The organism is Amycolatopsis sp. NPDC050768, from assembly GCF_040654155.1.
Lineage (GTDB): Bacteria > Actinomycetota > Actinomycetes > Mycobacteriales > Pseudonocardiaceae > Amycolatopsis.
Genome location: NZ_JBFAHL010000001.1, coordinates 1,324,192 through 1,348,882 on the forward strand (window position 1 = coordinate 1,324,192; position 24,691 = coordinate 1,348,882).

17 protein-coding genes and 1 pseudogene are annotated in these 24,691 nt (G+C 67.0%); 8 read left to right on the forward strand and 10 right to left on the reverse strand.

Translation table 11 applies throughout. The features are described 5' to 3' along the window. Nucleotides 1-625 precede the first annotated feature (625 nt). The 4 genes and pseudogenes from AB0H62_RS06770 to AB0H62_RS06785 all read left to right on the forward strand — a co-directional run. Nucleotides 626-1,749 (forward strand): annotated as a pseudogene (locus AB0H62_RS06770) (alkaline phosphatase family protein); the annotation flags it as partial. Between the two features lie 27 nt (nt 1,750-1,776). After that, a complete protein-coding gene (locus AB0H62_RS06775) occupies nt 1,777-2,136 on the forward strand; it encodes a hypothetical protein (RefSeq protein ID WP_360584688.1) in 360 nt (119 codons plus the stop codon). Between the two features lie 1,108 nt (nt 2,137-3,244). Then, nucleotides 3,245-3,790, forward strand: coding sequence for a DUF4365 domain-containing protein (locus tag AB0H62_RS06780; RefSeq protein WP_360584538.1), 546 nt, complete (start codon nt 3,245-3,247; stop codon nt 3,788-3,790). A gap of 5 nt (nt 3,791-3,795) precedes the next feature. Further along, nucleotides 3,796-5,013, forward strand: coding sequence for a hypothetical protein (locus AB0H62_RS06785; protein ID WP_360584539.1), 1,218 nt, complete (start codon nt 3,796-3,798; stop codon nt 5,011-5,013). Between the two features lie 248 nt (nt 5,014-5,261). On the opposite strand, the gene AB0H62_RS06790 is transcribed toward AB0H62_RS06785, so the two are convergent. Together AB0H62_RS06790 and AB0H62_RS06795 are read right to left on the reverse strand one after the other, a co-directional pair. After that, entirely contained in the window at nt 5,262-6,053 is a 792-nt protein-coding gene (locus tag AB0H62_RS06790; protein ID WP_360584541.1) for a pentapeptide repeat-containing protein, read from the reverse strand. Next, nucleotides 6,050-6,517, reverse strand: coding sequence for a hypothetical protein (locus AB0H62_RS06795; RefSeq protein ID WP_360584543.1), 468 nt, complete (start codon nt 6,515-6,517; stop codon nt 6,050-6,052). The genes AB0H62_RS06790 and AB0H62_RS06795 overlap by 4 nt, the downstream gene beginning before the upstream one ends. 663 nt (nt 6,518-7,180) lie before the next feature. On the opposite strand from AB0H62_RS06795, the gene AB0H62_RS06800 reads away from it, so the two are divergent. After that, nucleotides 7,181-9,508 (forward strand): hypothetical protein, encoded by a 2,328-nt coding sequence (locus AB0H62_RS06800; protein ID WP_360584545.1) that lies wholly within the window; start codon nt 7,181-7,183, stop codon nt 9,506-9,508. A gap of 639 nt (nt 9,509-10,147) precedes the next feature. Here the strand turns inward: AB0H62_RS06800 and AB0H62_RS06805 are convergent. Continuing rightward, nucleotides 10,148-10,354, reverse strand: a complete 207-nt coding sequence (locus tag AB0H62_RS06805) for a hypothetical protein (RefSeq protein WP_360584547.1) — start codon at nt 10,352-10,354, stop codon at nt 10,148-10,150. Between the two features lie 253 nt (nt 10,355-10,607). Beyond that, complete coding sequence (locus AB0H62_RS06810; RefSeq protein WP_360584549.1) at nt 10,608-11,066, reverse strand: DUF732 domain-containing protein; 459 nt, start codon at nt 11,064-11,066, stop codon at nt 10,608-10,610. 1,911 nt (nt 11,067-12,977) lie between these two features. On the opposite strand from AB0H62_RS06810, the gene AB0H62_RS06815 reads away from it, so the two are divergent. Further along, nucleotides 12,978-14,405 (forward strand): DNA sulfur modification protein DndB, encoded by a 1,428-nt coding sequence (locus AB0H62_RS06815; protein WP_360584551.1) that lies wholly within the window; start codon nt 12,978-12,980, stop codon nt 14,403-14,405. Between the two features lie 215 nt (nt 14,406-14,620). After that, nucleotides 14,621-15,817 (forward strand): HNH endonuclease signature motif containing protein, encoded by a 1,197-nt coding sequence (locus AB0H62_RS06820; RefSeq protein WP_360584553.1) that lies wholly within the window; start codon nt 14,621-14,623, stop codon nt 15,815-15,817. Here AB0H62_RS06820 and AB0H62_RS06825 read toward each other — a convergent pair. From AB0H62_RS06825 to AB0H62_RS06845, 5 genes are all read right to left on the reverse strand, one after another. Continuing rightward, complete coding sequence (locus tag AB0H62_RS06825) at nt 15,810-16,445, reverse strand: hypothetical protein (RefSeq protein ID WP_360584555.1); 636 nt, start codon at nt 16,443-16,445, stop codon at nt 15,810-15,812. The two genes, AB0H62_RS06820 and AB0H62_RS06825, sit on opposite strands and share 8 nt — an antisense overlap. Before the next feature lie 52 nt (nt 16,446-16,497). Next, nucleotides 16,498-17,691: a hypothetical protein gene (locus tag AB0H62_RS06830; RefSeq protein ID WP_360584557.1), complete on the reverse strand. Its 1,194-nt coding sequence runs from the start codon at nt 17,689-17,691 to the stop codon at nt 16,498-16,500. A gap of 578 nt (nt 17,692-18,269) precedes the next feature. Further along, nucleotides 18,270-18,554 (reverse strand): hypothetical protein, encoded by a 285-nt coding sequence (locus AB0H62_RS06835; RefSeq protein WP_360584558.1) that lies wholly within the window; start codon nt 18,552-18,554, stop codon nt 18,270-18,272. A 13-nt stretch (nt 18,555-18,567) separates the two neighbouring features. Then, on the reverse strand, nt 18,568-19,134 hold the full coding sequence (locus AB0H62_RS06840) for a hypothetical protein (RefSeq protein WP_360584560.1): 567 nt from the start codon (nt 19,132-19,134) through the stop codon (nt 18,568-18,570). 20 nt (nt 19,135-19,154) lie between these two features. Next, nucleotides 19,155-19,367, reverse strand: a complete 213-nt coding sequence (locus AB0H62_RS06845) for a hypothetical protein (protein WP_360584562.1) — start codon at nt 19,365-19,367, stop codon at nt 19,155-19,157. A 369-nt stretch (nt 19,368-19,736) separates the two neighbouring features. Between AB0H62_RS06845 and AB0H62_RS06850 the strand changes: the two genes are divergently transcribed. Beyond that, nucleotides 19,737-20,150 (forward strand): hypothetical protein, encoded by a 414-nt coding sequence (locus AB0H62_RS06850; RefSeq protein WP_360584564.1) that lies wholly within the window; start codon nt 19,737-19,739, stop codon nt 20,148-20,150. 4 nt (nt 20,151-20,154) lie between these two features. Here the strand turns inward: AB0H62_RS06850 and mobF are convergent, their stop codons facing one another. Beyond that, nucleotides 20,155-24,624: a MobF family relaxase gene (gene mobF, locus AB0H62_RS06855; protein ID WP_360584566.1), complete on the reverse strand. Its 4,470-nt coding sequence runs from the start codon at nt 24,622-24,624 to the stop codon at nt 20,155-20,157. Between the last annotated feature and the right edge of the window lie 67 nt (nt 24,625-24,691).

Sequence of the window (24,691 nt, forward strand, 5' to 3'; positions counted from 1 at the left end):
ACGCTGACCTGGGGATGTATGGAAGGCCTGCTCGCGGTTGGCAGCATAGGTGCGAAAGTGGGCGTCCGGGGCACCAGTGGGCATCAGCCCGCAACCTGCGCAAACACCGCGACACTGCGCCAATCGGGCTAGCGTGGGCGACGGAGTGACCTGACTGCGCGTCGTGGCCAGGCGGTGGTGAGGCACGGACACCGACCGCGCACGCGTCCCGAGCTTCATCGAGCCAATGCTGCTGGCGGGTGGTCGTCGCCGGCGTTGGCTGTTGGGCACGTGGGTTCCGGCGGCGCCGCGTGGGTGCGGGGTAGCTGTGGCGTCCGGCGCGCCCGCCGGTGCAGTTGTCGTCGGCGCAGCCGGTTCGGGTGGTGCCGGCGTCGCGGCCGGGCTGGTCGTGGGCGTTCGAGCCGAAGCTGGATGGCTGGCTTCCCTGAACTTGTCAAGCGACGACGGGGTCCGGAAACGGGGTCGGTGCCGACTGCCTCGGCTGGAGGGTGACCGGAGACTTCGCGGTGCGTTGGTGCCCTCGCCCGGGATTTTTACAAGGGGCGGTGGTTGGCGAGTCTCGGTCGTACGGTGGTGTATGCCTGGATCAGGTCGGTGGGATGTCCTTGACCACGTGGTCGTGGTCATGTTCGAGAACCGGTCGTTCGACGATCTGCTCGGGCGTCTGTACGAGCCGGGCGAGGTCGCGGCGTTCGACGGGGTGCGTGGCAAGGAGCTGTCAAACCCGATTCCCGAGTGGGCCGGGCACGGCGACGGGCGGGGTGTGGTGCCCTACGGGGTGGCCCCGACCATGGACACGCCGAATCCGGACCCCGGCGAGGAGTACCAGCACGTCAACACCCAGCTGTTCGGGCTGATCGATCCGCCCGGCAACCGCGCAACCCTGGCCGAGCACATGGTCGCGCCCTACAACGCGCCCGAAGACGGGCGTGCACCCACGATGGACGGCTTCGTCGCCGACTACATCAGCGCGTTCCGGGCCGAGATGGGCCGCGAGCCCGGCTACGATGAGTACGCGCAGATCATGACGGGCTACACGCCGCAGCAGATGCCAGTCGTGTCGGCGCTGGCCCGCGGGTTCGCCACCTTCGACCACTGGTTCGCCGAGGTACCGACCCAGACCTTCGCCAACCGGTCGTTCCTGCACGCCGCGACCTCCTCCGGCCTGGTCGTCAACGCCCCATACGGAAATTTCCCGCTGCACAACACGGCCACGACGGTGTTCGAGCGGCTGGAGGCAGCCAGGCTGTCGTGGCGGGTCTACGTCGATCCGCCGAGCCGGATCCCGTTCACCGGCCTCATCCACGCGCCACGCCTACGCGACCGCTTCGCCACCCACTTCGTCACCACAGACCGATTCCTGCAGGACGCGCAGGAGGGGACGCTGCCGGCGTACTCGTTCATCGAGCCCAACCTATGGCACGGCCACAACGACATGCACCCCCCGATCTCCGCGCTCGCCCCGGGCATCGCGTTCGACGCGCCCTCCTCCCTGCTCGGCGGCGAAGCTCTGCTGGCGAAGATCTACAACGCCGTCCGCGCGTCGGCGTCCCCCGACGGGTCGAATTGCTTCAACACCCTGCTGATGGTCACGTTCGACGAGCACGGCGGGACCTACGACCACGTACCGCCGCCGGCCGCGACCCCGCCCGATCCGGCCCGCCCGGGCAGCTGGGCTTTGTCTTCGACCGGCTCGGCGTCCGCATGCCCGCGATCGCGATCTCGGCCTGGATCCCGCAGCGGACCGTCGTCACCGACGTACACCACCACACCTCGGTGATCCAGACGTTGCGGCAGCGCTGGAACCTCGGCACACCCCTGACCGCACGAGACGCGACCGCGCCCGACCTTGCGCCGATACTCAGCCGCGACAAGCCCCGCACCCCCGACGCCTGGCCCGACGTCCATCCCCAGCCGGTACCCGAGTTCCGCGAAAGCCTCGTGCCCGCCAACGCCCCACTGTCACCCTTGGCCACAGCCCTCCTCCACGGCTACCTGGCCCTGACCAGGCAACTCGGCCAGGCCGTGCCCGACATCCCGCCCGACGCCGACCTCACCGGCGGCCAAGCCCTGGACGTCGTCCACGAGACCGCCGGCGACCTCTTCCCCGGCCTCCGGATGGCGACAGCCCGATAGCCGAGCGGTGCGCGCCCGCGCGGGTCACGGCGGGACCTGTGCTGGTTCAGTCAACATGGCGTGCTGCCCTGTTTACCGATTCCGGTCTGCTGCAGTTGCGGCGGGACAACAACCTGGTCGTCTCGGGATGTCCGCACGACGATCGTCGTCACGCAGGGGTAACCGTTCTACCGTTCATGCAGTCGCTGACGCCACCACTCAGCCGCATGCCAGGGGCTGATCGAACTCGCCTTCGGGTCGGGCAGGGTCCTTCGCCTGAACTCGTCATCGACTGGAGCAAGACCCGACGCAGGTCAGCACGGGCGTCGTGCGGCAACGCTCGCAGGGCGGCTTCCAGTTCGTCACGGGCCTCGACCGGATCACAGCACGGGCAGTCGAGCCAGGGCACATACAACCAGCGGCCAGGTTGACGCAGGAAGCGCGTCCGGAGGTCAGCGCCGCTGGTCAGAAGTGTGGAGCTGAGGGGAATCGAACCCCTGACCCCCGCCTTGCAAAAGCGCTGGTCAACACCATCTCCGGCGTCCGCTGCAGGTCGGACTGACCCCGCTGTTGTCTCCGGTGGCTCACATGGATGGCGCAGACGTCATTTCGCACCCACGGTGGCTCCCATTGATCAACTAGCCCGCTCCAGCGCCGCTGGCGTCTGGAACCGACCGGTCGGACAGGTCGCCGCCAGCGCAGGCCTGCAGCACTGGTCCAACCTTTGTTGAGCACTAGAGTCGCTTGAGAGCGCAAGTACAAGGCGAGTCTGGACACGCTGGGCCGGTTCGCCGTTGGCCATTGCCGCCGGCTTGTGCTGACGCCCGACTCAACTGGGTCGATTTTCGGGCGACGTCTGGCGTCACCGTCCGGCTTTTGGGCAGCACAGGCCACGACCTGCCAAGTTCACTTTTGCGAACGGTCATCGACTAGGGTTGCCTGTCGTTGATGAGCATTCATACCGGAGCGTAAACGGGGCACTTGATCATGCCGAACCCGATGGGCAGCCCCTGCGACGTTGCGAGAATGTTGCCCAGGTGGGGCTATCCGGGTGATCTACCGCCAATGATCGCGGCGTCTTAGTCTCACGCCCTCCCACTAGCACCTGATCGCATGCTTGGCTGAGGGGGTGACGACGGCCTTCCCAGACATTCACCCGTCGGGTGCCCCGTTTGGGACAATGCACCCAAACAACTGCAAAGAGCAGATCAGCATCGCCTACGCGCACGCTGTGACCACGGCAGCTCGATGCAAGCTCGACCACATCGAGGTTGACGACAACAGCGTCGACGCGGTCGTCATGCAGAAGGCGAACCAAGAGTTCGTCGACGGCGTGGAGCTGGACATACAGCTGAAGTGCACGTCACAAGACCTCCTCAGGGAGGAGAGCCTGAGCTGGCCACTCGATGGAAGCAACTACAACGAGCTTGCCAACGAGCGTCGCTACAACAAGGCGATCTTGGTCGTGCTGGTCGTACCTGAGAGGCTTGATCACTGGTTGCGACAGACTGAAGACTGTCTGCAACTAGTGCGCTGCGCCTACTGGGTTCCCATGACAGGGTTACCCCTCACTGACCAAAAGTCCAAGACCGTGAAGTTACCAAGGAGCAATATCTTCAACGTGGAGCAGTTGTTAGGCATACTTCAGCGCATCGGCAGTCGGAGGTTGCCATGACGTCTGTGCTTGACGAACTGCCGGCCGACCTGGAGATCTCCCCGCAGGCTGTGGCCTCGTACCTGGGCACCAGCGGCTGGGACCTTGAGGTGACCGATCCGGCCCGGCAGGTCTGGTCCCTACGCGAAGGTGGCCATGTCGAAGCCGAGCTTTTCCTACCGCTCGATCCTACGTACGCAGATTTCAAACGCAGATTCGATATCTCTTTGCAGAAGCTCCGCCGCTTCTATGACTGGGACTCATTTCAACTTGCGACCAAGGTCCTGAGCGCACGCTCCGACTTACTCTTCATTCGCGCGGACCAAATCGTGAGGTACGACAGCATCCCAATCAAGCAAGCAGAGCAGCTGATCGTTGGCGCGTCTCAAATGATGACGGCCGCAGCATGGTCAACCTTGGAGAAGCGGCCCTCCTTCTCTGGCCACAAACCAGAGACCGTTAGAAACTTCATTGAAGACGAAGTCCGAATGGGGCACACTCAGCGTGGAAGCTTTGTCTTAACGATTCTAACCCGACTGGGCGATGAAGACTTAAGCAACAATCCGCAAGAGGGTCATCCCGGCGCCAATACGGTCGCGTCTGCCGACCACAGAACGGGGCAGACGGAGGACTCCCCCACAGACTCTCCGCAAGACGCTGCGACAGCCACAGCCTGGACACCCTTCCCGCGCAGGGTCATGTCCACGCTCGCGACAGCACTGAAGCAGACCTCCACCCTTGTCTCTGGCAAATCAGTGCCGCACGCACTCGACGAATCCGTCGACGTCGGCGTAAATGCAATGCTCTGCGATTCCCTTCAAGAAATGTCGCAGTTCGCCGGCCTGCGCGCCCTCGATTTGAGCTTCCAATGGGCGCCAGCAGTCCCCCAAGAGTCAACCGAAGTCAACCAGGTCGTATTTGAAAAAGACACTTTACTGAACGTGAGAACACTAAGTGATCGCCTTAAAGCGCGATCCGAAATACGGCGAATCACCGTATATGGACGCGTGACAAAGCTTGAGCGACCCGAAGGCGCTGAAGACCCTGACGAAGCGATTGTCACCGTCCGAGGTGATCTTGAGCGAAATTACGAGCGAGTCTTTAGAGTCACGTTATCCGGAGAATCTCACCGCATCGCAATTCGCGCATACCGTGAGCGAACTCCAATCGTGATTACCGGCGACGTAGATCTTTCGAAAGCTTCCTTGAAGTTCTCCGGGAACATCACCATCGCTGAAGCATGAACCTTCAAGTGGGTGGCTCCTTCGGGGTCCACACACGGACGCGTTTGATCCGCGGGCAGGCCCCGCTGAGACGCAGAGCGCAAGCCACGATCTGCACGAGGGCCGACTTCCCTGCCGGCGAAGCCTGACGCCCTGCCTTCGGGCGACCGCGACCGCCACGCGTTCCCGGTGCTCGACCGCGCTGCGTCGAACGAGGGGACCAGGGAATGCCGTGTCGGCTGGTCAACCGTGCTGGATCGTGTCGTGCTTCAATTCACTGGCGTCAGCCGGGGTTCGTCTACGCTTGCGCCGGTATCCCGGATTTCGTAGGCGCCATCAGCCCGCAGTTCGGAGCGCTGCTGGATCGTCTCGCGGTAGATGGCCGGCCACAACGTCTCCGAGGTCCACCGGACACCATCCATCGCGGCCGCGCCGATTCCCTGAGGCCAGTTTCCAAGATCGACCCCGGTTAAATTCGCGCCGGTCAGGTCCGCCTCCTGCAGGTTCGCTCGGGTCAGATTCACGCTGGTGAGGTCCGCCCCGGTCAGCTCCGCCCCGGTCAGGCTCGCCGCGACCAGGTTCGCGTCGACCAGGGTCGCGTCGGTCAGGTTCGCACGCCGCAGGCTCGCCCCGTCCAGGTCTGCCCCGGTCAGGTCTGCCCCGGTCAGGTCCGCTCCGGTCAGGTTCGCGTCGGTCAGGTTCGCATGCCGCAGGCTCGCCCCGGTCAGGATCGCCCCGGTCAGGTCCGCCCCGGTCAGGATCGCCACGGTCGGTTGAGCCCGAGTCAAGTTCGCCGAAGTCACGTTCGCCTGGCGCAGGTCCGCCCCGGTCACGATCGCCCGAGCCAGATCCGCTTCGGCCGGGCTTGCCCGGAGCCATTCCGCAAAAGCCAGGTCCGTACCAATCAGTTCCCTAGGATGACGTGGAGGGCGACGTGGGCGACGCAGGCGCACGAGCCGGTCGGTGAGTGTGATCGGGTCACCGGAGTTGGGCTGGTATGCCGGGGTACGGCGCTGGAAGACCATCCGAATCTGGGCGAGGAGAGACAGCTTGGGGGTCACCGTGTCACCTCGCCCTCGACAGCCTGGCCGGCGAGTGGGGTCGGTTCGGCGGGCTGAACTGCCGGCTGCGAATGGCCGGAACTCGCAGCCGAAGGGGCGTTCGTGGTGATCGCCGTTGCGGGGATGCCGGCCGAGGGAAAGGCCGATTCGGCGAGTTTCACGACCACGAGCGGGGTGGCGATCCCGATGGCGACTGCCGCCAGCGGGCCGGACACCTGACCGGACGCCGCCGCTGCCCCTGCCAGTAAGCCGCCGATGAGCAGCCGGATCGTCTCCACGATCAGGTACGCCCCCGGGCCGGGAACCGGTGTCTCGGCATCGGGCGCGGGCACGCGCCAGGGCCAGGTGCCCTTCGCGCGGACAACCGAATACAGGTCCAGCCCCTCGGCGATGAACCCGCCCGCCAGGCCCCACAGGCCCGCTTCAACCCACTGCATGCCGCACCCTAACCAGAAGATCCGCACGCTGACTTGTGTGGGCAGTGCAACTAGTGCGAGCGGCGCGAGCAAGCGTTGTAGCGCTCGCGAGCCTGCCCGCGACTGATGACTCGTGGACAAATTGCACAGCGTCACTGCCGGTCCCTATCTGACCGGTGACGGCATGACGGACCGAATGCTTCCGGAGTGCGAGTGGACCTGCACGTGTGGGGCCAGCGGGATCCTGGACGGGCGACGTGTCAGCAAGGCCAGGGAAGCGGGGAACCGTCACCTGGTCGAAGCTCATGGACAACAACCGACGCCCGATGTTGAGCCGAGCTCCTGACCTTCTGATCCGTAGTTCTAACGCTGACTTGGGAATACCCGGAACGCCTGGTCGCGGCAGGCAGCAGTTACATCAAACTGACTGTGTCCGGCACCGGTGGGCAGCAGTTCGTGGACCAGAGTGTGGACCAAGATCAATTCGCGCCGGCGCCCTCGCGTGGGGAGCAACCGGACCAGCAAGCACACGTATCCACGCTGCTGGCAGTTGTGCTGGAGGACTCGGGATCTCCGCTTCGGTCGGTGCCGGTAACGTTTCAGCGCGTGACAACGGGGGGTAGTGCGCAGGACGAGCTGACGGCGGTCGAGCGCGAGCTAGTGGAGCATGTTGAGCGCGGAGACCTTCTCGACCTGGCCAGAGATGGGCGCGTGGACGAAGCTGCCATGCGGGGTTGGGGCGAAAAGCAGACGATTCGAGCGTGGGTCGTGCGCGACATCGTGCGTGGCCGGCTCGCCCCCGATGCAGACCCGCATGGGTTACGCCTACGCGGTGCCCGCATCGCTGGCCGACTGGACCTCGACAACATCACCAGCACGGTTGCTCTGGCCCTAACCGACTGTCTGCTGGGCGAAGGATGTTCCGCCACGGGCAGCCACCTGGCAGATCTTAACTTGACCGGCTGTCGACTCGACCATCCCAATCTCGCGCCGCTGTCGGCTGATCGAGCGGTTATCACCAGGCTCGTCCTTGATCAAGCAACGGTGAGGGCCGACAGCTTACAAGGCTGCGTCAACCTACGGTGGGCTCAAATTCGTGACGTGAGCTGCACTGGAGCAACGCTACGCAACGACGCGGGCTCTGCTCTGGACGCCGACGGGCTCCAGACCGACGGCGCCATGTTCCTGGGCGATGGGTTCCGCGCGACCGGCGCCGGACCAAACGGGGCAGTACGCCTCGTCGGTGCCCACATCGGCGGCCAGCTGTCCTGCCGCAGCGCGACGCTGCACAACGACTCAGGCCCGGCGCTGGACGCCGACCGACTCCAGACCGACGGCGCCATGTTCCTGGTCAAGGGCTTTTCGGCGACCGGCGCGAGACGAGCCGGGGCAGTACGCCTCCATGGTGCCCACATCGGCGGCCAGCTGTCCTGCCGCAGCGCGACTCTGCACAACGACTCAGGCCCCGCGCTGAGCGCCGACGGGCTCCAGACCGACGGCGCCATGTTCCTTGACGATGGGTTCCGCGCGACCGGTGTTGCAGAAGCCGGGGCAGTACGCCTCGTCAGCGCCCACATCGGCGGCCAGCTGTCCTGCCGCAGCGCGACTCTGCGTAACGACTCAGGCCCCGCGCTGAGCGCCGACGGGCTGCGAACCGACTTCAACGTACTTCTATGCGACGGGTTTTCAGCGACCGGTGCCGGACAATACGGGGCAGTACGCCTCGCCGATGCCCACATCGGCAGCCAGCTGTCCTGGCGCAATGCGACGCTGCACAACGACTCAGGCCCCGCGCTGGACGCCGACGGGCTCCAGACCGACGGCGCCATGTTCCTTGACGATGGGTTCCGCGCGACCGGCGCCGGACAATACGGGGCAGTACGCCTGGTCGATGCCCGCATCGGCAGCCAGCTGTCCTGCGGCAGCGCGACGCTGCACAACGACTCAGGCCCCGCGCTAAACGGCGACGGACTCCAGACCGACGGCGCCATGATCCTGGACGATGGGTTCCGCGCGACCGGCGCCGGAGAAGACGGGACCGTACGCCTCCGCGGCGCCCGCATCGGCGGCCAGCTGCTCTGCCGCAGCGCGACTCTGCGTAACGACTCAGGCCCCGCACTGATCGGCGACGGGCTCCAGACCGACAGTGACGTGTTTCTGGACGATGGGTTCTGCGCGACCGGCGCCGGAGAAGACGGGACCGTACGCCTCCGCGGCGCCCGCATCGGCGGCCAGCTGCTCTGCCGCAGCGCGACGCTGCACAACGACTCAGGCCCCGCGCTGAACATCGGCAGGGTCGAGACCGACGGTGCCGTATTCCTGGTCAAGGGCTTTTCTGCGACCGGCGCCGGTGCCGGCGTGGTGCTGGATCTGACCGATCTTCGAGTCGGAGGCGCGTTGTTCTTTGATCCGACGGCGTTTGAGCACAACTGCAGAGCGGATGGTCGGCTGGCTGTTGACGGCTTGGTGTACTCCGGAGTGCCGCAAACCGTCTCGACCGACTGGCTGAGCCTGCTGGGCGAGGCTACCCCCGCGTACTCTGCCCAGCCCTATCAGCAATTAGCCGCCGCACATCGGGCGGCGGGGCATGACCGAGAAGCACGGCGAGTGCTCATCCAGCAAAGACGCGACCAAATTGAGCGAGGCGCGCTCACCGGACGAGGGGAACGCGCCTGGGTACGTTTCACGGGACGCGTCCTTGGCTACGGCTACCAACCCTGGCGAGCACTCCTGGGACTACTCGCCACCGTCATCCTGGCGGTCATGTTCAACGCAGTTCTGGGTGGCTACGGCGGATTAGCGCAAATCCCGAACCCTCCCAATTCAACGCCGCGCGCTTGCACAATCGTCGAACGCATCGGAGTTGGTCTCGACCTTGGCACACCCTTGATCTCAACCGGGGCCCGCGCGCACTGCGACGCCACCAACAGTGCAACTGGCGAGTCGCTCACCGGGCTTAGTTGGTTCCTCCGACTGAGCGCCTGGGGCTTCGCCACCCTCTTCATCGCAGGATTCACCGGCGCGGTCCGCAAGACGTGACCAGATGGAGAAGGCTGCCGACGTCGCCGACACGTTGGGCGGCGTTGTCGGACGACACCTACCAGCGCGACCATTGGCCTTTCACCTTGCAAAAGCGCTGGTCAACAACAACTCCGACGTCCGCGGCTGATCAAGCTGACCCAGGGACTGTCTGGACTGGCTCTGATGCCCCGTCCGACGGGCGTTCGCAGTCATCATGACTGTCACTGATCAACTTCGCAGGTGAGTGTCGCGTCGCCGGGTCAGGCCGTGGCGCGGCGGTCGTCGGCCGGAACGCCCGGCATGCGGCACCTTCCCGGTCAGGCGTTGGCAGGCGCCACATCTACATCGAATGTCGTTACAAAGTCCATGGAACGCCGATAGAGGGTTTTTTCGAAGCACCATGTCGACGGATCTGGTTCGACCTCGCGCGCGCGGAGCTTTTTTGACCACCAGTGCTACCGGCCCAGCTGAGCGCAGCGGCGAGCACGGCCCCCGCGGCTGTGCTCGACAGTTGCACGGCGTTGGGCACCTCGTGGAATCCTGCGGCCGACGCTAGAGCAACCGCGGCCGACGAAGCGACAGCTTGCAGGACTCGACGGCCCGCGCCAGTCGAACGCCCACCCTTCTTCGCCACGCCATGAGTGTGTCACAACGGCGTCACGAGATCAGTCCCATCCGCCGTTGCGTGTAGAGCTCGGCGCGTACTCGCTTGAAGCGGGCGATCTCGCGATGGACGGCGACTTCGACCGGGCTGGGAACCTCGTCGTACACGTAGTCGTCACGGCGCCGCTTCACCGTGTGCTCGAGGTGCCAGTCGCGCTGCGCCTCATCCCGCGCCCAGATGGGCTCGGGGTCCGTGGCCATAGACGCACGGAGCTCGTCACGGAGCGCGATTTTCCGCACGGTCGCGCCAGCAACCGTCGCGCCAACACTCAATTCGCTCATGTGTTCGACCGCATTGCTGCGCGCGACGCAGGTCAACGATCTAGTTCAGCCAGCCTGCTGGACGTTTCAGCTCGACGCGGTTTGGCGATCGTCGCCAGGGGTTACCTGAACGACACGATCACCGCGCCGGCGGTACCGGAGCGGGTAAATGTGCCGGGCGCTCTCGCGTGTTCTACGGCTTGCAGATCCTGCTCGCCTCGATCGTCGCGACGATCTTCTCGGCCTTCGCCTGGTCGACCGGTGCGTCTGCACCGAAGCGCAAGGCCGCGTTCTTGACCACGGTCGCGTGGCCCTTGCTCTGTGCGAAGTCCTCGCACACGTTCCGCCCATTGTCGATTGCGCGATTCGCGTGCCCGTCGACCAGCCCAGGGTCAATCTGATGCAGCAGCGCCGCGAGGTAGGTCCGCTCCACCGGCGCAACCGGATCCACCGCGACGTTTCGCGGCGGAGCTGAGGGCGTCACCGGATCCAACGACGCGACGTTCCGCGACGGAGCCGCGGCCGCCACCGTCGCCGGTGCAGGCGGCTGGCTACCGCAGCCGACGAGAAGGACGAGGGCACCGAAGATCACGAGACTTTCGCGCACGGTCGCTACAGCGTGATGCCGCGCCGTTTCGTTACCGATGGTCAACTGCGTCTTCGCTGGGCAGGGAGGCGGCCGGCATGCGACGCCGGGCGCCCTCGCGACACGCCGAAGAACGAATCTTGCGCGACACGCCGAGCGATGACACGAAAGTAGTCCACATTCCGTACTCAGGCTCTGAACTGGGCTTTTGTTGAAGCCACCGTCGGTTGTCCACATCTGTCCCCAGCGTGCCCACAACTCTCCACCGCAGGTAGTAGCACTTGTCCACAAATAATCCACAGGTCGGTCAACACCCCGAATTGCTCTCAGGGAGCGAATCGGTTCACCATGTCGTCGGGCCGAGCAAGCCACAAGCATCCGCAGGTCCACCTTCGTCGCAGGGCGCGCCGGCCGCGCCTGCGCGCCAGTCCAACCCGGGGCTTACCCACCAACAGGAGAGTCTTGACCGCCGCGAGCACGAAACGCAGAACCCGTCGTGCTGGTCGTGAGAGCCATGGTCGGCGCGACAAACACCGCCGTCGACGCCGTGCAGGCCGGAGGCAGGCCAAACTGACTGCTCGCCCCAGTGAACGTGGCAACAGCCAGCTGCTCGCAACGGACGGCGCCGCGGCGGCGTATCACCCTCGATGAAGGCCTTGTCGCCGGTTGTCGCGCCGCGCCGACCGTTTGGCGCTTCGCTTTACCTGCACCTACGCGCTAGGACAGAATCCTATGCGCGTGCAGATGCACGTGCATAGGCCACCAATACTGGGAGGTAGTCGAACAAATGAGCAGGACACGCGGCATGGCGAGCACGGTCTGGAGGTGTTCACTCCTACGCTCAGAGAGCCAACGAGGTTCCTCGCACTGCAGTCGAGGAAGCAACCCGGCGCCTCGGCTCCGGTAGGCGGCAACGCCTAACGGGACCGCTGGGAGGAAGTTGGTGAAGTGGCGTGGCTCGCAGCCGTCGCCGCAGAAACAAGTTCACCGTGAAGGTCACAGGATCCATGACCCTCACGGCGAACCAGCTGGTGTTCTGGCTACTACTGGTGGGACTGGGCTTGCAAACCGTCTACCAGCGGTAACCGATTTCCACATCGGCAACCGAGGCGGGTCGCCCCTGGCCGGGGGCGGCCCGTTTTTCTGTCTCCTGACGTCGCGGCTCACTGTAGGCGGCAAATCATGGCAAGTGTGGGACGGCAACCGAAGTTTACCTTTTAGCTGCACAACCACGATGAAGATTTGTGGCGTAACCCCTGGTCAGGGCCGTTTTGGGTCCGCAGAGCGCGGCGTCGCCACTACTCCATTCGAGTGAGTCGTGTCGTCGATTCTCTAGAGAATCGGTTGCTGAGTGTTGCTCCTGAAGGAGGGTGCGGCAGGTTCGCCGGCGTTCAATAACCCGAAGGTCAGCAGGCACCGGCAAGTGCCGAATCCGCTGGTCACCGACCTGCCCCGTGGCCGCGGCCAGCACCAAGCCGACATCCGGTCCGGTATCCCGCCGCTGATGGCGCTACCAGAGCGGAGTTGCCATCAGCTGGGTTGGTTGCCTGGCGACTGGCCTGCGAGGGGGTACGTCGTCGGTTTCGCTGACGAGCCGGCAGGTGTCATCGGCCGCCGGCAGTGTGAGGCGCGATCTTGGCCTCCGCCTCGCCTTGGGTGACCGATCATTGTGCCGACACCGTCCCGGGTTCTCGTAGATCACAGTCTGGTCGACCGGATGAACTGGCGTAACGGCGTTGACCCGATCGGCGACCACGTACGTAGTCGCGCGGCTGGGTGCTGGGCTTGCTCCTCGGTGCGCTCGCCACCAGCGCCGGAGCAGCCGCGATCACTCAGCAAATTTAGGCCGGCATATTTTCTCTAGAATTTTGTGCTAGCGTGCGTCGAACACAAAAGGCGGCCCGGTGCACGACTCGTGGGGAGCACGCACCGGACCGCCCGGACACGAACCGCAGTTCGCACAGGAAGGATATCCGCATGTCAGACGTCAGCGCTCCGCTGACCTTCGACGCCGACGCACTCAAGCGCGCCGGCGTGCCGGTCGGGATCAAGTTCGAGAAGCTGGCCCTCATCGGCCAGGCCGGCGACACGAAGAAGGCCACCTTCACGGTGACGTTCGAGGAGCTCGCGCGCATCTTCACCTTCGACCGGCTCCTGACCCGGCACGACTACGACATCGACGACCCCAACACGCCCGGCAACCGGGACATCATCGACAACCACGTCAAGCGGATCCTCAGCGGCCTGCGCCTGATGGAAAACCCGCACCTGGGCACTGTCACGGTCGCGTTGCCAGCCGAGCACGCCAAGATCAAGAACATCCAGAAGATCAGCAAGTACGCGGCCCTCGGCGTGCTCACGGTGCACACGGACGCGCCGAACCCCGTCGTCTTAGACGGGCAGCACCGGATCGAGACCTCGCACCGGCTGTGGAACATGATCCAGGACTCGACCGACGAGGACGACATCGCGATCCGCGAACGACTCGAAAAGACCTCGGTCGAGGTCACCCTGATGCTCGCAAGCGACGCCGACGCGCTGTCAACCATCTTCGTGCGGATGGGGTCCACCCGCCCCATCTCGGCCAGCCTGATCGCCGTCATGGACAAGAGCAACTTCCAGAACCGCTTCGGCCAGTACGTGATGCGTCACAGCGACCTGTTCAGCGACCGCACGACCTACCTGTCCGCGACCGCCCAGAAGCGCATCTCCGAACGCCGCGGCCGAACCTTCGACGGCCTGTACCCAGCCGCGGCCGTCCGGTCGGCGGCCGCATCCCTGGCCGGTGTCGGCGTGCGGGACCGGACACCAGACCAGCGCGAGGGGTTGATCAAGCAGTTCATCGAGGCCAAAGCCACGAAGGAGCGCATCTCCGAGGCCACGGCGCTCTCGCAGCTCGGCGACGAGGTCGCGGCACTGCTCAACTACGCCTACACCGTGATCCCGGGCTGGCGAGAGATGAGCAGGAAGAAGATCACCGCGGCCGAGTTCAAGAAGGAGTTTGTCCACTCGTCGGCGGCCGGGCTCCACGTCATCGCGAACGTCATCTGCGCCGCGAGGGCCGCGAAGGTCAACGCGCACCTCGCGATCGACGCCCTCGCCGAACTGCCGTGGCGCAGCGACGCCCTGCGCGCTGGCAAATCGGAGACGGGCGAGGAGATCCAGGTGCACGAGTTCTTCGAGGGTGCCCTGGTCTCGACCTCCTTCGACGTGAAGTCCGGAGAGTGGCGAACCGGCACCGCCGGGGCAACCCGTTCGACGTATGAGACGGCGATCGACAAGGTGCTCCGCCACATCTCGCTGACGACCCCCTCCCTCAAGCCCATCGCCAGCGAAGCCACCTACAAGGCCATCGGCCTCATCGGACGGCAGTCCGGGCCAGGGCGACCGCGGAAGGCCGCATAAGCCAGTCGAACGGTTTTATTCGGGTGCTGGGGCCGGCGCTCACCGGCCCCAGCACCCGGCGCGGCGGAAGTACCACAGGATCTTTCTCTGGTCCCGCCAGTAACAATCTGTCGAGGCCGGCAGACGCTACCCCGCGAGGCGGCAGTTCCGCTTCGCTGAGCCGGTGGGCGCGACCGCCTGGACACCCGTCAGCCGACGAACTAGAGGAGGCCTGGGTGACGCTGGGCGATCTCACCAGCCGCGAGGCGGTGATCGAGGCAATACGACAGTGTGCGGACGTTGGCCGCGAGCAGTTCGTTCATGACCACGGATTCGGGCCCGCGCGCGACTTCCTGCTGGAGTTCGAGGGCCGCTACTACGACTCGAAGGCCATCGCCGGTGTCGCGTACGGCATCCAGCACCCTGACCGCAGCACCCTGCTTGCGGCCAAGTTCAACGGCGGGGCTGCCGGCGCCGCGCGACGCCTGAAAGCGCTCGGGTTCACCGTCGTGACCGCAGCACAGCTGTCGCCTCCCGCCCTCGGCGACGAGTACCCCAACCGGACCGCGATTCAAGCCGCCTACGGCGGAAACGGCGTCGCCGGGATCATTCGATTCCCAGGCGAGGCTGTCGTCAACGCGTTCTCTGACGAAACCGGACCGTACGCCGACGAGCCACCCGATGCGGTCAACCCGTTCGAATACCGCGGCGACGGCCGCCGCGGGCACCAGCGGCTCGTGCGTGGCAACAAGATGCTGGACCAGGCACGCCGTGGTCATGAGGCTGTCCGGTTCTGGTATCGCCCCGCCGGCGAGGCCTTCAGGTTTGTCACGTGGGCAGCGGTCCTCGACCGCGCGCAGGTGTGGGCGTTGGACGACGATACGCAGGTGCGTCTCGAGTACTCGTTCTTGGTGATGGCGATCCCGGACCCTGATCCGACCACGTGGCCACGTCAAGTGCTCGACCGCATCAACGACCTCGAGATCCGTGACGACCCCCTTCCGCCACCGACGTCGCCATCCGCAGACGGCGCCGTGAAGCGCGCGACGTATAAGGACTACGTGCAGGGACTGGCCGACCTGACCGTCGACGACCAGCAGCACCCCTCGCCAACGAAGAAGGCTCGCAACCACTACCAGCGCAACCGCAAGGCGCGCGACGCGGTGCTCCTTCGGGCGGCGAACAAGTGCGAGAACGACCGATGCACTGGTATGCCGAGTGACACCACCGCCGACGGCTCGGCGATTCTTGAGGTCGATCACGTCGACGACCTGGCGCTCGGTGGGCCAGACCACCCCAGCGGAATGATCGCGTTGTGCCCAAACTGCCACGCAGCCAAGACCCGAGGGCGCCGGCGCGCGACGTTAACGCGCCACCTGCGCGTGCGAGCTGCAGCTCTACATCAACGCGCGCTTGATCGAACGATCAGCTGACCTGATCGCTGGTGGGGTTCGACTTTTCGGAAAAGTCGGCCGACGTGGCAGCGATCAGCCGGTTGGCCAACCTGACGTACTTCCGTGCCCGGCTGGCGTCGACCAGGCCGCTGTCACCGAGGCCGTGCGCCACCTTGTTACGCAGGTCGCGAAGATCCTCGAACGCGGCGTACTCCGCCTCGCTCAGTACTTTTCGAGCGATTGTGCTGGTGGGGGAACGAACCCCGAACTGTTCGGCTGGATCCGGAAGGTCGGCCGCCGAGTCTCGAATCGCCTTTTCTACGAGCGCGAAGCTCACAAAGACGGCCGCCGGTGGCCAGGTTGTGGCCAGGTTCGCGACCTCATCCGGGATAGCCCCGGGCTCGTCAAACGAGGCCCCAGGCTGAGAGCCGTCCTGGTCAGGTTTGGCACGAGGTTGCTCCGCTTCCTCGATGTGGGCTTCAGCGCCCGCCAGCTTGTCGTCGAAGTACTGCAGCTCCAGACCACCGGGGCCAGCTTTGAGCGATTTCAGCGGTCGAGCCGTGAGAAGGCGTGCGATCGGCTTGCGCAGTGCGATGACCAGCGTCGTGACGACAACTGGCCATGCCAAGGAGCTGACGAGCGAGCTGATGAACTCCAAGGCGCCCACGGCGGAGAAGTAAATCACATCGTCGTTCGGTGCCTGCCGGCCTCTTTGATGCTCAGCGGGTGAGGCTGCGGACGACCTCACCACCAAGGAGCGGCTTGTCGTCCGGTCCTTTGAGGTAGGGGCCACGGTAGATGATCTTGTGGCGGTGTTCTGATGGGTACCACTGGCGGACCTTGTGCATCCGCACCACCCAGCGGTGCTGCCACCGCCCATCGCCGGCGTCGGTGGAGTTAGCTTCCTGGCTGGACTTGACGGTGCGCAGCTGGACGACACGCACGTCTGGCGAAACGCCGTGCTTCGTCGCGGCCAGCTGCGCGGCGTGACGGACGTCGGCTGGAGCGGTAACGGCGATCTCCTGCGCGCAGAGCCGCCAGAAGGCGTAGAGGAACCGTATGTTGAACGCGCCGTCGGCGTTGTCGATCTCGGTGCCCGGCTGATACTCGCCCAGCACGCGGTCCTCGTCCGCGCCCCGCGCCGCCTGGGCGGACCGGTAGGCCTGCCCGACCTGGCGAGAGGCGGCGAAGTAGTGCTCGAGGGAATCTCGTTGTTCGGCGTTCGGAGCGCTCTCGAACTGGTGGCATTGGATGGAATCCAGCAGCAGACGCGGCAGCGGGTAGCCCTGACGTCGGGATTCGTCGGCGAACTCGAGGAACGAGTCTGGTCGAACGGGGCCGTAGCTGTCGTGGTAGCTCGACACGCGCACCGCTGGCCGCGGTGCCCAACTGGTGCCATCGTCGTTTGGCCTGGAAAAGCTGGCCGGCGTGCGCCAGTGCAGGGCGCGGTCGTCGCCGAGGTTGCCGTTGACCGCTCGCACCATCAGCGGGTGCGGCAGAAGGACCAGCCCGGTCGGGGACGGCAAATCCTCGAGGGCAAGGAGGCCGAGGTCGTCGAGGGTGAGACTCTGCGCCGCGGCGATCACCACGTCGCACATCTGCGGGCTCAGCACGTACAGCTGCGATTGCTCCAGGAATCGCGCTTCGTCGACCAAGACTTGCTCGGCGACGGCGTCCCACCCTGTCGGACGTTCTCGGGGGTCGTAGCCGAGACCTGCGAGCAACAGCTGTGCTGCACCGACCGGGTGTCGCAGGTGCGCGAGTTTGGCCTGGAACGCTTCGACCAGTCGCGCCGTTTCCCACTCTTGTGCTAGTGGCGCCTCTCGCAGGTACCGCGCGGTCGCGATTCTCGCTTCTCGAGCCGCCTTCGCGGCACTTGCGGACGTCCACGGCTTCGACTTCTTCGTCCCCATGCATGCCTTCTTATCACGCAATGTCGTCACAGTGATACCGTTAGTGATCTACCTACACGAACGGCCGCACCTACAGGGTGCGGGCGTTCGTGGTCATGCTCAGTCGGCTCGGGGCCGGTCAGCTGGGGGGTTGCTACATGTCGCGTTCGCGCTCATCGAGCAGGGCGGGCAGGCAGCCGCACTCCTCGTCGTCCTCGTGGTGGTAGCCGATGCAGCGGTCGTCGGGGCAGCCACATGCGTCGCCGCGCCACCGTCCGTCGGCATAGTGGTCGCGGCGGGCCCAGTCGGCTTTGCTGATCCCGACGTCTCGGAGTTGTTCGCGGGCCTGGTGGTTGAGTCGCGTGTCTGGGTGTCCTTCGGGTCGTTGGTGAGGTGAGCGCGGTGGCGGTGGTCGCCCGCCAGCGCCCGACGTGGGTAAGGTCGGGGCCGGTCGGGCCAGCTAGTCCCTGGCCCGACCGCCACCGGTGTTCAGCGCTTGGCGCCGCATCCGGATTTGCAGCAGACCCAGACGGTCGGGTCCACGTTGGACTTCACGAAGTAGTGGCCGTCGCCGTTGGCGGGGTCGCAGCTCATGTCGCTCACCTCCTCTCGCGGTGGTCGTCGGGCGGGGTCGTGAGGGGCGCGAGGTGTGCGGCGAGGCGGTGGCGCAACGCCACGAGGTGCTCGAGGACCTTGTCGAGTTCGGCGAGGGCTCGGATCCCGGCGTCGGTGCGCGATTCGGTGGTCAGGGATCGCCAGTCGCCGAGGCCGGCCCACTGGCCCAGGCGGATGGCGACGCCGGCACGCAGCGCGGCCTCGATGTGCCGTAGCCGGCTGATCAGCTCACGAGGATCGTCGCTGGTGGGCGTGGTTTTCCTTCGCATTGGTGGTGTGGGCTCAGAAGTCGACGCGGCTGGCGAGGAAAGCGGCCGGGTTGTCGGCGCGGCGGACGAAGGCGCGGTCGTTCGAGCTGACGCTGGCGAGGACCTGGGTTGGGGTTTCTCCGGTGGCCTGGCAGCGGTCGAGGACCTTGTACTTGAGGGCGCCGTAGGCATCCGAGCTGGCGATCGTGTGCCGATCGCGGGGGAACATCTCCCCGAGCGCGTCGGCGAACTCCTGCTCCAACGTGCGCGACAATGCCGACGCAGTCGGCTGTGCGAGTGCGGGGATCGGCTTGGACACCGGCACGTCGTCGCTGTCGACAGCCGGCCACTGCGCGGCATCGACCTCCGAGCCCGCAATCAGGGCGATCAGGGCGGCTGCCAGCTCGCTGCGGTTGGCGTGCAGGATGGCCATGAACGAGGCGTTCGCGGCGTCGTCGCCGAGGTTGGGTTCGTTGTGCTGCAGCTCGTCGTGGAGTTCTTCGCGGGTTTCGAGGACGGTCTCGGCGTAGCTGAATTGCGGGTTTTCGTACTCGTCGCGGTACCAGGCAGTGGCGGTGGTGATCGCTGTGGTGAGGTCCACGGTGTTGACTCCTTTGCTGGTCACTGGTGGTTGGGTTCGCACGCGAACAGCTGCTCCTGGCCCTCGGCCTGGCCCCACGTCGCGAGCTTGGTGTCGGCGCCGGCGGTGCCCTTCGGTCGCTTGCCGCGCCCGCGCGCGGCGGCGGTCTGGGTTTTGGCCCGGCGCCACTGCTCGGCGGTCATGCCGTGTCGTTCGGCGATTTCCTCGTTGGTCAGCTTTTTCTTTGGCGCCATGGGTGATCTCCCGTTCGCGAATTGGGTTAGTGCCTGGTTGGGGTGGTTTTCTTCGCTGCCCGTAGGGCTGGGCGTCGGCAGTTGCCGTCGCCCTTTTCGGCGCCTGGCGCGGCCCCAGAGGCTCGCGATCAAGGGATCAGGTCGAAAAGTTTTGGGGCCACGCGCTTTTTGTGGGCCCAAAACTTTTCGGGCCCCTTGATCGTGAGTGGGGGCCGTGCTAAGCCGGGCTGCGAAGCGCGAAGGCACAGGCCGCGCTTGCGCGGCACGTTGTTCCGCCCGCAGAGGGCGGTGTCAGTGCAGGCGACCGGACGCGGGTGCTAGCCCCGGTCAGGCTCGTGTTTTGTCGGTCCCACGTGTCACCCTGGGGGTATGGAGCTGACCGGCCGCGATTTCGACAAGATCCCGTCGCGCAATCTGCACGTGCCGGTGGTCGAGTTCGCACGCCTGTGGCTGGCGGCGGAGGAGCTCTACGACCGGGAGAAAACCTGGTCGGCATTCGGGGTGGTGCAGACCTGCCGGTGGCTGGCCTGCGCGACGGTCCGCCCCGCCGACGGCCGGACGTACTTGGCGGATGCGCCGGTGACGAACCGGTTCGGCCTGGCGCACGAGGAGACCATCGAGGCTGAGGCCTTGGCGGCGGAGGTGCTGCTGTTCCGGCGGCCGGTGCCGGAGTGGCTGCAGGAGCGGACCGGCTGGTTGACGGCGATCGTGGTCACCCTGGGGTGGGCGTGGCGTCGGAGCGGAACCCCTCCGATCGACGTCCCCGCCCACATCCCAGGTTGACCGTTCATCGCGCGTAGGCCTCGCCGTCGTCGGCGGCTGCTTCGGCGGTCGTCACGGCGGCGTCGTCGTTGTGGCGCCGGTGCATCTCCGCGGCCTGCGCCTCCTCGTCCGAGTGACGGGTCTCGACGGCCTGGCGGGCCTCGATCTCCCGCAGCGCGCGCTGCGCCTGGTCGATCGAGTCGGCGGTTTCCTCGGCGGACGGCACGCGAACCTTGTCCGAATCGGCCAGCGGCTCCTCCTCGGCGGCGGTGTCGCGGACGTCGTCGACACCGGTCTCGACCACCGGCGTACCGGTGGAGTCCACCGCGTCGGCCTCGGCGACGGTGTCTGCGTCGGCGGTGCGCTGCTCGACGACGTCGGTGAGGTCGTGCTCGTCGGTGACGTCGCGGTGGCTGTCCTCGACCGCCATGTGCTCGCGGTGCGCGGCGAGCCACTCTGCCGTGGTCACTTCCTCGACTGGCTCGGTGTCGACGTTGCGCGCCGACAGCTCGATCCCGGCTCGTTCAGCCGCGGCGCGGGTTTCGGCGGTGTGGGCGTACCACGCCGCGCGCGCGTCGTCGGCGGCTTCCAGCTCGGCCGCGCGGCCGGCGAGGATGTCGGCGAGCGCGTCGGCCTCGCTGGCCTCCTGCAACAGCCGTTCCCGCTCACCGTCGTCGGTCGCGGCGTCGGCTTCGGCGCGGCGCAGCGTGGCCTCGCGCCGGCGGGTGTCCACGCTCTGGTGGACTCCGGCGAGTTCGTTGGCGACGAACGACGGACCCCACACCTTTTCCCGCTCCCACGCGCGCGTTCGCACCAGCAGCTGCCCGTCGGACATCTCCAGCTCGTCGCGCCCGGACTCCGGGCGGCCCAGCGCGCGCCAGGCCGAGCGCCATGACGCGTAGGCCTCGACCTGCCCGTCCTTGGGTGCCTCCCCCAGTGCGGCCTCGGGGTCCTCGTGCCCGGTGAGCTCCCGGTACGCGGCGACCGCGCCGGCTTTCGCCACCCACGCGTGGCGCTCGTCCGGGTCGGCCGGCGCCAGCCCGAACGCCTCAAGCACCCACTGCTGCGGGTCCTCGGCCAGCGCGCGGCCGAGGTCGTGTTGGCGGGCGTCGGCTGCCTCGGCGAGCGTGTGCAGGTAGGCGGCCCACTGCGGGTCCTCGACCTGCGGGATCCGGTCGGCGTAGGAATCCCCGACCGGGTCCAGGGTGACGGACTCGGCGATGCGGTGGTGCAGCACGTTCGTCAGCTGCCGCGCCCCTGACAACGGCCGCGCGGTGACCGCGTCGGCCAGCACCTGGCGGGGGTCGTGCCCGGCCAGCTCGGCGCGGCGCAACAACCGCGCCAGGGTCGGGCCGCCGTCCTCGGCGGCGATACGGGCCCGCTGGTTCTCCGTCAGGGTGCCCTCGTCGACCAGCGCGTCGAGCCAGCGGGCGGTGCGGCCGGCGGTGGCGAGTTCGGTGGCATCGGCCAGCAGTTCGACCGGCGTGCGGATCGCCTCGGTGTCGGCGGCGGACTCGGTGGCCTCGGCCAGCGCCGAGCGCTGCGGCCCAGTACCGGTGAACGCGCCAGCGAGCACGGCGGACGGGTTGCGATGTACGGCCTGCAGGGCCGCGCCGTCGGGCGCGTCGACCGGCACCGCGGTCGTGGTCACGTGCGCCGTGTTGCCGTACCGGCCGCGGGTGAGCCCGACGTAAAGGGCTTCCTGCCCAGTCGACTCGGTCACGACCGAGTGCGCCGTGTCCACGGTCAGGCCTTGTGCACTGTGGACGGTCGAGGCGTAGCCGAGAGTCATGTGCTGCTCGACATAGGCGGCGGGCAGCGTGATCCGCTCCCCCAAGACTTCGCCGACGCCGTCCTCGCGGCCGAGGACGTGGGCCACGATCAGGGCGCCGTCTTCGCGGGTGTCGAGGACTCGGTACTGCTTGCGGTTGATCGGCACCTCACGGTTGCCCTCGATACCGGCGAGGTTCCAGCCGTTGTAGCGGGCCTGGACCAAGTCCCCGACGCCGGCGTAGGTGCCCTGCTTGTCCAGCGGCACCCCGGTCTCGGCGACCTTGCCGAGTCGGACGAGTTCGCGGCGCAGCTCGGCGCACAGGTGCGCGGCCTGCTCGTTGCTGTCGACAATGAGGATGGAGTGCTTCCCGGCCAGAGTGTCGCCGAGCCAGGCTTTCGCGGCGCCGGCTTCGGCCTGCTCGCGGGTTCCGCCGTCGAGGATCCGCCCGTGCTTGTGGTAGTCGCCCAGCACGGTTTCGTCGCCGTCGCGCAGCCGCAGCGACGCGGCGCGTTCCCACTCGGCGGTGAAGCGGCGGACCTCGGTCAGCTCGTAGGCCGCACCGGCCTCAGCCATCAGCTGCATGCCGCCGCCGGCCCCGACCGCGGCGAGCTGGCGGTGATCGCCGGTCAGCAGGAGTTTCGCGCCGGCTTCGGTGACGTGGTGGTGGATGCGGGCCAGGTCGGCGGTGTTGGCCATGGCCGACTCGTCGACCACGACCAGGTCACCGGCGTTGAGCTGCCACTCGACGTGGTCGGGGTGGGTGGAGCCTTCGGCGAGCTTGGCCTGCGCGCCGAGCCAGCGGGCGATGTTGCGGGCGGTCAGGCCCTCGCCGGCGAGCACGTCGGTCGCGACCTGGCTCGACGCGAGCCCGACGACGCGCCGCTGCGCCCCGTCCCAGAGTGCGGGGTCCTGCCAGGCTTTCGCCAGGGCGCCGACCACAAAGGATTTGCCGGTGCCGGCCGGGCCAACCAGCGACTCGACCGCTGCGCCGGAGGTGAGCGCGCCGCGCACCGCGGCAGCCTGGTCCGCCCCGAGGACCATGCCGGAGTCGGCCAGGGCCGTGACGAAGCCGTCCACGGCGGACACGTCCAGGGCCGGTGCGCCGCCGCGCGCGGTCGCCGCGGCGAGCGCGCGTTCGGTGTGGATGTGCTCGGGGGTGGCGTAGAGCTTGCGCCCGGGGGCCTCGTAGACGGACTGCCCGTTGGCCAGTTTCAGCTCGTCGGGCAGCACCGCGACACCGGGGCGGTCGGTGGCCAGCGGGGTCGCCAGCTTCAACCCCTCGGCGGTGAGCGTGTCCAGCAGGCGCGTCACCTCGGCGCCGTCGAGATCGTCGAGCTGATCCGGCAGCGCATCGCTGATCGCACGGGTCAAATCCGGGGCGGTCCAGCCCGCTTTGGTCGACTGGACGTCTGCCAAGGCGGTCTTGAGCACCGCCTCGGGCGACCAGGTCACGGCCTCGCGGGGTTCGTGCGTCAGGCTCAGCACGTCGCGGGCGACGCCGGCCAGACCGTCGGCGACCTCGGCGCGCAGCTCGCGGTCCCAGCGCTCGAGGCGCTCTTCGGTGGTCTCGCCGTCGTGGGACTTGGCCTTGCGGGTGGCGAACGTGGCCTGGCGCTGCAGCCGGTCCAGCTCCAGCGAGTTTGGCTCCCGGCCGAAGCGGGATTCGAACTGCTCGACCAGGGCAGCGGTCTTCTTCGTGATCGCGCGCCGGCGCGAAGCGAACAGATCCATCACCCGCTGATCGATCCCCACCACCTCGCGGGCCTTACCGTCTGGTCGCGCCGCGAACCGCACCCCCAGCGCCTTGGCCAAATGCTCCTCAGTGGTGCGCTCCCCCACCGCCGCGGCCGCGCCCCGGTGGGCGTAGAGGGCGCGGCCATCAAGGGTGCGCCACTGCCCGTCGCTGCCCTGCACGCGGTTGAGGATCGCGTTGTGGATGTGCAGCTGCGGGTCGTGGTTGCGCGAATCGTGCTGGAAGAACGACGCGACGACGACGTCGTGGGCGTCGATGAACCGGCCCGCAGCGCCGCCGTGGTGCCCGACCCGGGAGTAGCCGGCGTGCTCGGACAGGTAATCCAGCGACGCCCGGTTCCCCGCCCAGATCGCGTCCTCCACCGCGTCGCGGTGCGCCCGCCACGACGTCGCGACCGCGCGCGCGTCATCGCGCTGGCGCGCCAACTCCGCCAACTCGGCCGGATCCGTTCCCGCGCCGGCCGCCGCGGCCAGCGCGTCCGAGAGGCGTTCAGCCGTCCGTTCAGCCGCAACCTCCTGCGCCTCGAACGAGGTGTGCAGGACCGTCACCGACTTCTGAACGCTGAACGTAGCGTCCAAAAAGGCCACGTTCTTCCGCGCCGACTTCCCCGCTTCCAGCCGAAGCTGCTCGCGGCGTTCAGCCGTCGCATTCGGCTCGGCGTCCAACGCGGCGGCGTACAACTCGTCCTCCGTCGGATACTTCCGACCGGTGTGGCCGAGAGTGGACGCCTCACCCCAGCGGGCCGGATCGCTGAACGCCTCATCGCGCGGGTCGACGAAGCACTCGTAGACCGCGCGCATGTCCTGCTCGTCAACCAGCCCCGCGAGGCCCAGTTTCTCCGCGCCGGCGCCGTACCAACGGCCCGGCGGCTCCCCCGCCGCGACCGCGTCCGTGTAGTAGTTCTCCCGCCCCTTCGCGACCTCGTCGGTGAGGTACTTGACCGAGTAACCGTTCGACACCGTCAGCATGTCGCCCCCTCACACAAGATCAACTCGCGGACTTCAAGATCAACAACGGCGGTGGCGTTCCCGGGCG